The sequence below is a fragment of the Laceyella sediminis genome, assembly GCF_003003125.1.
GTDB lineage: Bacteria > Bacillota > Bacilli > Thermoactinomycetales > Thermoactinomycetaceae > Laceyella > Laceyella tengchongensis.
In genome coordinates this window covers 1-12,732 of the sequence record NZ_PVTZ01000017.1, presented here as the reverse complement: position 1 = coordinate 12,732, position 12,732 = coordinate 1, and the positions used below count along the sequence as shown (strand labels likewise).

9 protein-coding genes, 1 pseudogene and 1 CRISPR repeat array are annotated in these 12,732 nt (G+C 44.5%); of the genes and pseudogenes, 4 read left to right on the top strand and 6 right to left on the bottom strand.

The features are described 5' to 3' along the window. Positions 1-12: 12 nt before the first annotated feature. Positions 13-1,449 (bottom strand): NAD(P)/FAD-dependent oxidoreductase, encoded by a 1,437-nt coding sequence (locus tag CLV36_RS15345; protein WP_106343252.1) that lies wholly within the window; start codon positions 1,447-1,449, stop codon positions 13-15. Positions 1,450-1,843: 394 nt separating this feature from the next. Between CLV36_RS15345 and CLV36_RS15340 the strand changes: the two genes are divergently transcribed. From CLV36_RS15340 to CLV36_RS15330, 3 genes are all read left to right on the top strand, one after another. Continuing rightward, the gene (locus CLV36_RS15340) at positions 1,844-2,839 is read left to right on the top strand and encodes a fatty acid desaturase family protein (RefSeq protein WP_054096117.1); all 996 of its coding nucleotides are present in this window, start codon (positions 1,844-1,846) and stop codon (positions 2,837-2,839) included. A gap of 132 nt (positions 2,840-2,971) precedes the next feature. Beyond that, the gene (locus tag CLV36_RS15335; protein WP_022738359.1) at positions 2,972-3,706 is read left to right on the top strand and encodes a B3/B4 domain-containing protein; all 735 of its coding nucleotides are present in this window, start codon (positions 2,972-2,974) and stop codon (positions 3,704-3,706) included. 22 nt (positions 3,707-3,728) lie between these two features. Continuing rightward, on the top strand, positions 3,729-4,346 hold the full coding sequence (locus CLV36_RS15330; RefSeq protein ID WP_022738361.1) for a LysE/ArgO family amino acid transporter: 618 nt from the start codon (positions 3,729-3,731) through the stop codon (positions 4,344-4,346). Positions 4,347-4,468: 122 nt separating this feature from the next. On the opposite strand, the pseudogene CLV36_RS17745 reads toward CLV36_RS15330, so the two are convergent. Next, a pseudogene (locus CLV36_RS17745) lies at positions 4,469-5,053 on the bottom strand (IS701 family transposase); the annotation flags it as partial. 206 nt (positions 5,054-5,259) lie between these two features. Between CLV36_RS17745 and helD the strand changes: the two are divergent. After that, positions 5,260-7,593, top strand: coding sequence for an RNA polymerase recycling motor HelD (gene helD, locus CLV36_RS15315; RefSeq protein ID WP_106343251.1), 2,334 nt, complete (start codon positions 5,260-5,262; stop codon positions 7,591-7,593). Positions 7,594-7,620: 27 nt separating this feature from the next. Here the strand turns inward: helD and CLV36_RS15310 are convergent, their stop codons facing one another. From CLV36_RS15310 to CLV36_RS15290, 4 genes are all read right to left on the bottom strand, one after another. Further along, complete coding sequence (locus CLV36_RS15310) at positions 7,621-8,136, bottom strand: DinB family protein (RefSeq protein WP_106343250.1); 516 nt, start codon at positions 8,134-8,136, stop codon at positions 7,621-7,623. A gap of 507 nt (positions 8,137-8,643) precedes the next feature. Then, positions 8,644-9,984, bottom strand: coding sequence for a helix-turn-helix domain-containing protein (locus CLV36_RS15300; protein ID WP_106343248.1), 1,341 nt, complete (start codon positions 9,982-9,984; stop codon positions 8,644-8,646). Between the two features lie 318 nt (positions 9,985-10,302). Beyond that, positions 10,303-11,016, bottom strand: coding sequence for a hypothetical protein (locus tag CLV36_RS15295; RefSeq protein ID WP_022738367.1), 714 nt, complete (start codon positions 11,014-11,016; stop codon positions 10,303-10,305). Between the two features lie 36 nt (positions 11,017-11,052). Further along, a complete protein-coding gene (locus tag CLV36_RS15290) occupies positions 11,053-11,913 on the bottom strand; it encodes a protein phosphatase 2C domain-containing protein (RefSeq protein WP_022738368.1) in 861 nt (286 codons plus the stop codon). A 340-nt stretch (positions 11,914-12,253) separates the two neighbouring features. Further along, a CRISPR array of direct repeats spans positions 12,254-12,618; the repeat unit is 30 nt; unit sequence GTTTAGTTGGAACCATAGTGGTATTGAAAT. Positions 12,619-12,732: the final 114 nt, after the last annotated feature.

Sequence of the window (12,732 nt, the reverse complement as noted above, 5' to 3'; positions counted from 1 at the left end):
AAAAGCTTTATCTTACCCTAACTTGCTGGCGATATCGCGCGCGATCCAAACCCCGCACGCTCCAGCCTGGGCCAATCCTCGCGTGACGCCCGCTCCGTCTCCGCCCAAATACAAGCCGGCAATCTCCGACTCGAAATGGCGGTTTAGTTTGGGGCGGGCGGAGTAAAATTTTGCTTCGACTCCGTAGAAGAGAGTGTGTTCTGCGGCGATACCAGGGGTGACTTTATCCAAGGCTTCCAGCATTTCAATCAAACTTTTCATGGTGTTGTAGGGTAGGACCAGTCCCAAGTCGCCGGGCACCGCTTCCTTCAATGTCGGGGAGATAAACCCTTCTTTGATCCGTTTGGGAGTGGAGCGGCGCCCTTTTTTGATGTCACCATATTTTTGCACGATCACCCCGCCATTGGACAATTGGTTAGCCAATCGGGAAATGGCGTGGGCGTACTCGGTCGGTTGGTCGAATGGATCGGCAAACTGATGGGAGACCAACAGCGCGAAGTTGGTGTTGTTGCTGCCGAGTTCGGGGTTTTTGTAAGCATGTCCGTTGGCCAGCATGATCCCTGAATGGTTCTCAACCACTACGTGGCCGGACGGATTGGAGCAAAATGTGCGCACTCTGGTGCCGACAGAAGTGTTGAAGATAAATTTGCCCTCATACAGATGTTCGTTGATCTCTTCCATCACCAGGTTGGAGGTTTCCACCCGAACCCCGATATCCACTTGGTTGGCACTCATTTTGATGCGCCGTTTTTTAAGCAGATTGCCTAGCCAATGCGAGCCATCTCGTCCGGGGACGATCACCACCTTATCAGCGAGTAGGGTGGTGCCGTCCTTAAGCTCGACCCCGCACGCATGATGCACACCTTCGGCTTTCTCCGTCACCAGATCGGCCACTTCTGTTTGATAGCGCATCTCAATTTTATCCTGTAGGTATTCATAGATGCTGGTCAAAATCTTGAGGTTTTGTTCCGTGCCCAAATGTCGTACTTGGGCGCGGAGCAATTTGAGTCCGGCAGAGTATGCGCGCTTTTCGATCTCGCGCACCCGTTCAGTCAGAGGATCAGTCAGCACATCGCTGGCTCCGTGTTTCAGATTGATTTGATCCACATATTTAATCAACTCAACTACCGTTTCCGCATCCAGATAGTCCGTCATCCAGCCGCCGAATTCGCTGGTGATGTTGAACTTTCCGTCGGAGTAGGCCCCGGCACCGCCAAAGCCGTTGGTGATGGAGCAAGCCGGCACACAACCGGCGAAATCTTTTTTTCCGGCGGCGGGCGGGCATTTCTGAATTTTTTTCTGCAAAATAGGGCAATTGCGACGGTGGATGTCGTGCCCTTTGTCAATCAGCAAGACCTTGGCTTCCGGGCACCGCAATGTCAACTCGTAGCAAGTGAAGATTCCGGCGGGCCCAGCACCCACAATAATCACATCATAGCAGTTATTCATGCGAACGCCTCCGTGTTTGCCAGAATGGATGTCAAATGCGTTGCTCTCATGTCATCTTACCCAAAATGGGAGTCGCTTTATCAGACTCATATCAAGAATCGCTGATTTTGACCGGACAAGTGCATCTCGTTGCCACAAGGGCCGGCCCTGTAACGGATGTGGGGAATGAAACTACCCCATTCGGCATATCCATTTTGTGCTGTGAATGCGGAGAAACGGGTAATCTAGTACTACAGTTGCATTTTAATCCAAATCATTAAAATGTATATCCATGAGTTTGTTATGACAATCAATACAAAATAAACATTATTTGAATTTGATTTTAAAGTCTAAATCATTGATCTATTAAATTATAAATATATAATATATTTAAAGGTTGAAGGAGATGATAACAATGAGGTCTATAAAGCTAGCTCACGACCAAGAAGATTTAGCTATCAAAAGAGTGCAGTTTCCCAAAGAAATTCGAACACGGATTCAAAAACTTCAAGAGAGAAACAATTGGTACAATTTTTTTGCGTTGGCTTATGATTGGGGCCTCATTGCCCTTTCTATCATCATGTATAAGCTTTTCCCCTCGGTTTGGGTCTACTTCTTGTCCATCCTCATCATTGGTAGCAGAATGAGGGCGTTTGATAACTTAATGCATGAGGCAAGCCATGCCCTGCTGTTTAAAAACCGCGTACTTAACCGTTGGATCGGTTCGTTGTTTGCCGCTTATCCCGTATTCACTTCTTACAGCACTTATTGCAAGTCCCATTTCTCTCATCACAAGTATTTATGGGATACCGAGAAAGACCCTGACACTAAGCGCTATGAGCTAGTTGGTTTGGACAAGCCCCAAGAAGACCCATGGAAGTTTTTGTTTGCCCATGTCGTCAAACCTATTTTTTTGCTTCATGTGCCCAAATACATATATGGGACAATTTGTGTGAACCTCTTTTCCAAAGATGAGAGCTTGACGGAAAAATGGAGTCGCTTTCTCTACTGGATTGTAATCATAGGAAGCTCCATTCTGTTTGACTTTTGGATGGACTTGATTTTATTCTGGTTTGTCCCCCTGTTAACAACCTTTCAGGTGCTTCGGTATTGGGCGGAAATGGCGGAACATTCCGGTTTAAAAAGCACAAATTTACTCTTATCCAGCAGAAATACGTTTGGTAACCCCATTGAACGATTTCTCATTCATCCGCATCATGACAATTATCATCTGGTGCATCATTTGTTTCCTGCCGTTCCCCACTACAATTTGAGGAAGGCGCATTTGATTTTAATGGAATTGCCTGAATACAGGGAAGCGCACCATTGTTCAGGATACTTCAAGTCATTGCTGCCGGGGGTGCGTTCCGTCATTGAAGACATCGGGGGCCGCTTTGCAAAATTGAATTAAGCAACCTTGCACCAAATAACCGATGGCCCCAAATCCGAATGTTCCCATGCGTTTCGCTCATTGTTGGCCCTCATGGGGACAAGGGTTTCCGGCCATCAATCATACTCTTATGAAAGATGGAGTTGAACCGCAATGAAGTCCTTTCATGTATCATTGGATGAAAAAATAGTCCAGCGCTATCCCGACGCCAATGTTCATTTTATGCTGGCATCCAACCTGCATCGCGTGAACCACGAATTGATTCGAGATTATCTCGCCACGGTGGAAACTCGCATCGACCACGACCGGGCTAAGGAAGTGAGTACGGGTTGGCGGGCCGTTTATCAATCTATGGGCATCAAACCCAGCAAATATCTGTGTTCGTTTGAAAGCCTTTATAAACGGGCGGTGAAACAAAAGCCGGTCTTTGGGATCCATCCGGTGGTGGATGCGTACAATGCCATTTCCTTGTCCTATCAACTATGCATGGGCGCGTATGATTTGGATACGGTGCGGGATGAAATCATCCTGCGGTTGAGCGCGGGGGGTGAGTTGTTTTATGGCATCGGCATGCAGACTCCTCTCACACTGGATGCGGATGCCGTGGTGTATGCCGACAAAAAGCGCATCCTCTGCGCTTATTGGAATCATCGCGATGCAGAAGCGACCAAGATAACCGAGGCGACCCGCACCGCTATCTTCTTTGCGGATGGGGCAAAAGCCGAGGATCGATCCCGAGCCACCCTGGCCCTGCGCCAATTGGCGGACCTACTCGGCTCCGGTGTGATCTGCTCTTCGCTGTATTCACTGGACCAACACAAACCATCGGCCAGCCTAATGCTTCCATTAGATGAATGTGAAGAAACAGGTTCAACCTGTTCTTTTTAAATTAACTGGAGGGTTTTCACCTATGATTCAAGCATTGATCCATGGCATGATTCTCGCGTTCGGCCTTATTTTGCCGTTGGGCGCGCAAAACGTGTTCGTATTTAACCAAGGCGCAACCCAACCCCGCTTCTTCCGGGCCTTGCCAGTCATCCTCACCGCATCGATTTGTGATACGTTGCTCATTTCTTTGGCGGTGTTGGGCGTTTCTGTCATCATTCTCACCATCGAATGGCTCCAACTCATTTTATTCTCGGTGGGGATCCTGTTCCTGCTCTATATGGGTTGGACCGTATGGAAGTCTAAACCCAATCCAGTCGGGGGCCAAGCGGAACGGATGTCCACCAAGCAACAAATCTCCTTTGCCGCTTCCGTTTCCTTGTTGAATCCCCATGCGATCCTTGATACGATCGGGGTCATTGGAACCAGTTCCATCCAATATGAGGGTATGGAGAAATGGGTGTTTAGCCTCGCCTGTGTAGCCGTTTCATGGATATGGTTTTTTGGACTGGCCCTGTGTGGGAAACTGGTTGGACAGTTGGATTCATCCGGCAGGGTCTTGGGCGTCATCAACAAAATCTCCGCCCTGATCATCTGGGGTGTGGCGGTCTACTTAATCGCCAATCTCATAAGCGGAACATAAAAAAATAATTGTTATTCACCGTCTTTCAGTCCAGCAAACGCGCCAACGATGATGTTGGCGCTTTGTTCAAGTATCATTCCGTGTAATCTTGCTGCAGGTCGGGGCCACTACGGACAGCTGAGCAACATCTGGCGTGCAAGTTGAGGTTTGGTATAAAATTCTGTATGATTTGGTACCCCAGTTTTTTCACAACGTTGTGGATCTTCTATCCAAGCTTTAGGAAGATAGAGACTACGGTCAATCAAGGTGGCTCCTTTTGGACTGGCATAACTTAAGCATACTCCCATTTGACAATTTTCAATCCGACCAGCGGTTCCGCTATATTGACGTTGAACTCCTACAGACTTCTGACCTTTTTTAAGAAAACCCGTTTCGTCTATTACTACAACCGCCTCAGGATGAGATAAATGTTCTTACATATATTGTTGCAAGTCATCGCGAACGGCTTCAGCGTCCCATCGCGCTCTTCCCAGCAAATGCTGAATGCCGTATGGAGTCGAGACACCCGTATACTCAGCTAATTGCCAACCGTTTTTTCGTTCAACAGAACTCAGCAATCCCAATAGATAAGCGCGACAACGTTGCCGCTCTTCCACACGTGGAAACTGTTTACCAATCCGGTTGGCTAATGCTTCAAATTCAGCAGACCAGTTCAAAGCATCTATTCCATTATGTTCAACAAGTTGTTCATCCATTTGAAAGTCCATAAAAAATCCTCATCAGCTAGTTGTAGTGAATTCATTATCTTTATATTATACTAAGTTCAAAAAATTACAACTATAGTACTAGAAGGAAGCGTATGGGTTTTAGCGAACTTGTTGTGAAAACCTTGATTTGTAGATTGAGACCGGGGAGCGTCTGGAAAAGTGGGTTGAGAAAAGATGCGCCTCGGCAAATACAGGCGGTGGATAGGATGTCCATAGGCAAAGAGGAATGGCAATTGGAAGAACGGCGTTTACAACATGTGCTCACAGAAATGAATGAGGCGATCTCCGAGCTGAGCAAGCAGCTATCTACCCAAGGTGAAGATTTGCGCGTCTGGCGTGGGGAATTTTGGGAAGATGTGACCGTAAACATGGCCACTGCGGAGGACGCCTTGGAAACGGTGGCGAGTATCACCCAGCAAGCGCGGGTGATGTCTGAACAAGAACGAAGACAAGAGCGGGATCGCCGCCGCTTTCATGTGCTGAAGCGCATGGTGAAATCGCCGTATTTTGGCCGGGTGGATTTCACCGAAGCGGGAGAAACCAACACGGAAGAGATTTACATCGGCATCGCTTCGTATTTTGATGAAAAGACGGATGCCCATTTGGTTTACGATTGGCGGGCCCCAATTGCTAACATGTATTATGACGGGATGCCGGGGCCGGTTGAATATGAGACGCCGATGGGGACGGTTCAGGGAACCATGCACTTAAAACGGCAATACCTGATTAAAGACGGCAAGCTGTTATCGGCATTTGACATGGGCGCAGTGATCGGCGATACCATTCTCAAAGAAGTGTTGGGTCAACGCTCCGACACACAGATGAAAAATATCGTCGCGACGATCCAGGCGGAGCAGAACCGCATCATTCGCGACGACCGCAGCAAGGCGGTGTTTGTGCAAGGGGCTGCGGGAAGCGGCAAAACATCGGTCGCCCTGCAACGGATCGCTTATTTGCTCTATAAGCACCGCTCTTGGCTGTCCCACTCGCAAGTGCTTCTGTTTTCGCCCAATCCGGTCTTTATGAGCTATGTCTCCAATGTTTTGCCGGAGTTGGGTGAAGAAAATATCAAGCAGACGACGTTTCAAAAGTATGCGGAACACCGGTTGGGAAATGCGTTTCACATCGAAGACGCATTTGACCAGCTGGAACATGTGCTCACCCATGAATCTGATCCAGCGCTACCCGCCCGCATGAGTGGGATTCGGTATAAGTCTTCTATTTGCTTTTTCCACTTGTTGCAAGGGTACAAACAATGGTTGGAGCAAGACGGTATGCAATTTCGGGATATCATGCTAAACGGCCGGGTGCTGGTTTCCCGTGAACAGATGGAAGAGCGATTTTACACACATGCCCCCGATGCCAAATTAGCCAGCCGGGTGCAGATGATGCGCGCCTGGTTGTTAGATGAATTGGAGCGGCTGGCGGAACAATGCATCTGGGACGATTGGGTAGGAGAGGAAGTCGAATTCCTCGAAAAGGAAGATTATTATCGGGCGTACAAGTCCAGCATCTGGGGCGATGCTGATCCGGGAGAGCACCACAAAGCAGAGTCGACTTTGCGCAAGAAAGTGGTTCGTCAGCGGTTCGCGCCGCTTCGCAAACAGGTAAAGCAACTCGCGTTTGTTGATGTATATGGCGTGTATCAACAGCTCTTTGTAGAAGGCATGGTGGAGCGGTTTGCGAAAAGGGAGGACATCCCTACAGATTGGCTGGAAATTTGCGCTTATACGCGACGCCGTTTTCAAGAAGGCACCATTCCCTATGAGGATATCACGCCTCTTTTGTATTTGCAGGAATTGATTCACGGCGTCCGCCGGTATATGGATATCCGGTATGTGCTGATCGATGAGGCGCAAGATTATTCGCCGTTCCAATTGCAAGTGATGCGGACTCTGTTTCCGATGGCCAAGCTGACGGTCTTGGGGGATTGGAACCAAGCCATCTTGCCGCACCAAACGCGTCAATCAGGTTTGGAGCAGATGACAAGCTTATTTGCTGAAGGAGAAGCCCAGCAATACGAGATGAACCGTAGTTATCGATCCACTTCGCAAATCGTCGCGTTTACCCGTGAATTGCTGACTGATGCTAAACCCGTGACGCCGTTTAATCGGGAAGGGCCGTTGCCAGTGGTGCGAAAGTTGGCAGCACCGGAGGATTTAGCGCGCAAACTGCATGAAGATATCGCAGCCATCCGAGCTGAGGGATATGAATCGCTGGCCGTCATTTGCAAAAGCCATCAAGAATGCGTGCAAACGTATGCTAGGCTGCAAGGGCATGTGCCGATCACTTTGGTTGATAAAGAAGACCAGGAGTTGGCATCCGGCGTGGTGATCCTTCCGGTGTACCTGGCCAAAGGCATTGAATTTGACGCGGTGGTGATTTACAACTTTTCGCAGGAGAATTACAGCAGAGAAAGCGACCGGAAACGTTTGTACACGGCTTGCACACGGGCCATGCACCGGCTATTCCTCTATGTGCAGGGAGAAGTTTCCCCGTTTTTGGCCCAAGTGGACCCAAACAAATTTACCTGGATGTGAAACAAACGGATAGTGGCGAAGAAGCCGCTATCCGTTTGTTGCTTTGGCATGCAGATAATAAATATAGTCCATCGAGGTGAATGGATGCCCCAATTGTTGCAACATGGTCATGATGTTGCCACGGTGATAGGTGCCATGATTGACAGTATGTTGCACCAATTCATAGAGTGGGGTTTCCATTCTCCCGATATGAGCATGTTCAAGCACGATGGATTGAGTCAGATCGCCTTGACGTTCAAAAAATGCGCGATACTGCTGGCTCAACGCCACAAACATCGTTTCCAGCTCAGCCATGCTGGCCGCTTCAGCCTGCTCTTGAAAAGTTTCCCCCATCGCCAACACCGCCATCATGTCGCCGCCAGACATGATGCCAAACCAAATCTGATCCGCCGCATACATGTGTGACAACACCTTTGACAGAGAAGAGAATCCCGTCTCAAACTCCCGGCGATAGAGGTCAGTGAGCAACTCTTTCAAATGTTCAAACATCTTTGCATTAGCCCAGGTATGATAATCGTAGAGCTGACGTGTGTATTTATTCATAAAAGACCTGGCTCTTTGTGCTGTTTTTAAATTTTGAAGTCAAACCATTCCCCCAACCCGCTTGCTGAAGGGCCTGCGCACCAACGCTGTTATCCATTCTCTTCACTTGTAGGGAAAAGGAGTTTCCGCCGATGGCCGTCTGCACATAAGGACTATTCTTCTTTAGGTTTATAAAAACCTTTCTCATGTTCTGTAATTTTTTTTTGATAGTCAGTTGGATGACCATCGATTCGCGGGGTTTGGATGTCATTAATGAGGTGATTGAATGGGTGTTATGTAAGATTATATTTATCAACGTAACAAAATGTGCGTTTTGTAACCTATATTTCGTTGGTTTGTCGCAAGATATTATTTATCGAGTATAAAATGGTCTCTGTTTGGGTGTGTGCATTGTAAATAGTTGGGGTTGGATCAAGTTTTATACATAAAAAGCACCAAGCCCTTGCTTGGTGCAGGTTCACTCAATCTGTATCTGTATCATCATCACCGTATCTGCTGTTAGAAAATTTAGCAAACGTCAAAGATGTCATCCTCGTCCCCCTTAAAGTTTAGTTCTTTCAACAGGAAGAACAAAAGATTGGTCGAATCAGTAAATTCTTTTTCTTCTTTCATCTTATCATAACATTCAGCCATTAAATACAATGCTTTTGCTTCCATTGATTTGTAATGGTGATTTTGAGCCAAAATCATAGCTTGTTTGTATGAAGCAACTGCATCATCATAATGGAGTTGATTTTTAAGGTTGTTTCCACGAACAATGTAGGCTTTGGTTATACGATAGGCATCATTTAGCTTTTTGCCTAACTCGATGGCTTGTTCTAAATGTTTTTCTGCTTTGTTCCAGTTTTGTTGACCATCATGTAAAATGGCTAGGTATGTATGAGCATCGATATGTCTGCGGGGAAATTTTACGTCTTTGTCATTATTAATCACTAACTCAAAATAGTAAGCAGCTTTACCATATGCTTTTTGCTGTAGATAAATGCTACCTAACACATTAAGCAAATCATAGGTACGACTCAAGAAAAGGTTCTTTTTCCCTTTCCGAATTCCCTCTTTGCAACAGGCAATGGCTTCCGAGAACATTTTGCTTTTTCTGAGTAAGATGGCTCTGAACTTATATAAGTTCAAGGTAACCCTTGTTAACTCAATTTCTTGGATAAGTGGCCAAATCTGGTTTAATAAGTGACTCGCTTGTTCTGTTTGTCCTGCTCTTAGCAGATACAAAATTTTATTACTTAACAGAATATATCGAACCTCTTTTCGTTCTTTATCTGCTTGAAAGGCCTCTAAACCTTGATTAACAAAGGACAATGCTTGGTCCAAGTCATTTTGATGATACGCGCAAGTGCTTAATTCTTTTAAGCATAGAGCAATGATGTTATCCGACGGATTGAGTGAATGGTGTCGGCATAATAATATAGCTCGCTGAAAGAAATGCTCTGCTTTGTGCCATTCTTGTTTTTTTAAGTGAGCCAATCCCATCAGGTAGTGAAAATGTGGTGCAAGTGGATGAAAGTCTTCTAACTTTGTACCTAGTAATAAGTCATAAATTATTGTTGTTTCATTGTTGTCTAATAAGGCTTCAATAAAGTCAAGCTGAAACCGAAGCTCTTCGATTCTCTCTGCTTCTTCTGCAATCAAATGTTTTAAAGAAGCTGGATCGATATTCAATTTTGTTAGTAAATAGTGCAGTTTTTCCTGTGAAACTCTTTGTTCGCCATTTTCGATAAAACTAATCGTTGCAATAGAGATATTGCGATCTTTTAGATCTTCTAAACGAAGATTTTTTTCTTTACGTCTCTTTTTTATGATATAGCGAATAAGATCTTGAGACAAATCAGTCATACATTGCTCCCTCCTTAATTGCCACCATTATATATCGAAGTGAGGTTGTTTGGAATAAAAAGGAATAACATCGTGTGATTTAAATGGTGTAGCTTAAAAGAAGGAGAGCCGCTGAAATTTGATTGATCAGTAATAGCCCGATTGTATTGGATTTTGTATAAATTTAACCTAAATAATTTAAATCAGGAAAATAATTGAAAAATGATTGCGGATTGGATTACTATTGATATAGATTGCAGAAAATGGGTGTTAGTTGTTGCAGAATAGGGAATCCTACTCTGCAACAATTGTAAAAATTAGAAATTCAAATTTGGTGAACTAATGCTTTTTTAAGGGCATTTGTAAACCACTTGAGAGGATATTCATGGATTGAGGATCATAATATGTTGAAATGAGTGTGGAGAAACGCTGGTTACCGGTTTCATTGTCAATTTGTTTTAAGACTTTCAGGTTGGTTATATAATGGACAACTCCGTAACTTCCGATTGCATGCAATCCTGCAATCATTGTGACAAAGTTGGGATCATTCTTACCTAACTGAAGTCTACCAAAATAGGCAATGTCTATATTTTCGGCGGGTTGCTTGTCAGATGGGGATAGAAGCTCATTGTTAGTGGTTGTATCAATAAATTTCCACAACCCACCTTCTTCTTTAAATTTGTAATAGGGATCTGTAGAAAGAATCTCTTTAGTTCTAGGAGAGGATTTAGGACCACAGATGACAATGGAACCTGGTTCGAAATTAATATTTGCGTCAACAGGAATATGTTTTAGATTTACTTCTATACGATGATTGCGCAGAAATTCGGCCAAATGATACGCAGCATAAAAATCCTCTGCTGCAATTACAGGCATTGTTCGCCCTAAATTTCTACCTGGAAAGTAGATAGTGATACGTTCTGCCCCAAAAAAGCGAGCGACTACTCTTTTTTTACTCCATTCCATGAGTTGTGTGAAAATCCAACTACCTATAAGTAGTAAGTTGATCAGCAGAGAGAGGATCAAATCCAGTTTGTCTAACAAGTTTTCCAAGTAAAATCAATCCTCCGGCATTTTATCAGTAGGTGGTTAGTTGATGCTGATTAGCAATGCGCTGGCATCATCGTATTGTTTAAAACGTGGATATGTTTGTCCTTGAGGATCAGCTGATTCTTTGCTCCTGATCAAATCTAAGCATTTATCAAGCCCATAATTATTCACGAACTTGAGTAATTCTCCCCAAGATTTGAAAAGGTCTAATGTTGTTACAGCCCTAGCAAAGCCGTCAGTCATCAATAAAACGTGTTTACCCTTTGTTTTGATTGCCAATGTTCCTGTCATAGCATGATAAGCTGCGTCGGGTTTTTCTGAAGCAATCCAGTAACCATCTATTTGATTTCGGGATGACACTTCTAATTTTACCAGATTCATTTTAATATTGTTAATTGAGTCTGAATGATAGCCATTGCCACTTTGTAAAAGGTGGTTGATTTCACTTCTCATTTCCACACCGACCTTTTCTAAACGATTATCTGTGAAACAGCGAATTGAATCACTTATATCTGTAACTATATAGCTGTCCCCCAACACCAGGTATTCCATCTGTTTATTGTTGATTTTAACCATAGCGACAGTGCTACTTGGTAAAACAAAATTGGCGACTGAACGATACTCCCTTAGATTAGAATGATCAAGTACGTATTGAATAGCATAGTGAAGAATCTCTTTAAGATGATAAGGTTCGGCAAAGGAGGTTAGTGCTTTTTTAATACCTTTATCTAATTGTTCAACATACCACTTCGTATCAATTTTACTAGGAACCTTAAGTCCATTTGGTACAGAAGCACCATCTAATACCCAATAAACATTCTGAAAAGAACTCACTAAATCTTCATTTTTGTTTTTGTCTGGGTTTGGATTTGAAATTGAGTGTAAACGGATATTTGTCATGTTTTCGCTCCTTGTCGTCTTTGTAATATTTCTTTTATAGGATATACCTTTGTTTGCTCACTTAGAAACTGTCTATTTATTTGTTTAGATAAGGCCTTGGATAACCCTTTTTATATACAATGTATTGTTAAAGAGGGAATGAAGCGGCGGCCTTTTCCCGTAGAGCGTCGATGCACAAGTGGAGCAATGAGAAAATGGTTATGGAGTCGCAGCTCCGAGACGCTTTCACTCGCTAAAAAGTCTGTGAACCTCCCGGGGTTTTTGCATTATCAGAGGTTCACAGACATTTTCGGCTTTTGCTATAATGAAAGTGCTTGAGATGACTGGCGTTCACATACGGGTTTAGTTGGAACCATAGTGGTATTGAAATGAACTATTGGAATGCAAAGTCGATGACTTATACAGCAGGTTTAGTTGGAACCATAGTGGTATTGAAATGCGTTGCGGGCGATCGCGTCTACCGCAGAACGCACCAGTTTAGTTGGAACCATAGTGGTATTGAAATACGAGTGTACGGACAAGTACAAAAGACCCATCTATTGTTTAGTTGGAACCATAGTGGTATTGAAATTCAGTCCTCCTGGTATAAGTCCTCGTCCACTTCGATCGTTTAGTTGGAACCATAGTGGTATTGAAATTCAGTCCTCCTGGTATAAGTCCTCGTCCACTTCGATCGTTTAGTTGAAACCATAGTGGTATTGAAATTGTATCTTGCAAGTGACAGCGGATTAACCCCTTAATTTTGGACAGAGTGTATCTTAAGCTCGCTTTTTCACCCTTTTTCAACTAAACTCGAACGGTTGAAGTCAAAATCAAATG

What these genes read in the sequence shown, in the direction of transcription:
- CLV36_RS15290 (WP_022738368.1), bottom strand. Translation starts at nt 11,913, where the DNA reads ATGACAAATATCCGTTTACACTCAATTTCAAATCCAAACCCAGACAAA.
- helD (WP_106343251.1), top strand. Translation starts at nt 5,260, where the DNA reads ATGTCCATAGGCAAAGAGGAATGGCAATTGGAAGAACGGCGTTTACAA.
- CLV36_RS15345 (WP_106343252.1), bottom strand. Translation starts at nt 1,449, where the DNA reads ATGAATAACTGCTATGATGTGATTATTGTGGGTGCTGGGCCCGCCGGA.
- CLV36_RS15310 (WP_106343250.1), bottom strand. Translation starts at nt 8,136, where the DNA reads ATGAATAAATACACACGTCAGCTCTACGATTATCATACCTGGGCTAAT.
- CLV36_RS15335 (WP_022738359.1), top strand. Translation starts at nt 2,972, where the DNA reads ATGAAGTCCTTTCATGTATCATTGGATGAAAAAATAGTCCAGCGCTAT.
- CLV36_RS15300 (WP_106343248.1), bottom strand. Translation starts at nt 9,984, where the DNA reads ATGACTGATTTGTCTCAAGATCTTATTCGCTATATCATAAAAAAGAGA.
- CLV36_RS15330 (WP_022738361.1), top strand. Translation starts at nt 3,729, where the DNA reads ATGATTCAAGCATTGATCCATGGCATGATTCTCGCGTTCGGCCTTATT.
- CLV36_RS15340 (WP_054096117.1), top strand. Translation starts at nt 1,844, where the DNA reads ATGAGGTCTATAAAGCTAGCTCACGACCAAGAAGATTTAGCTATCAAA.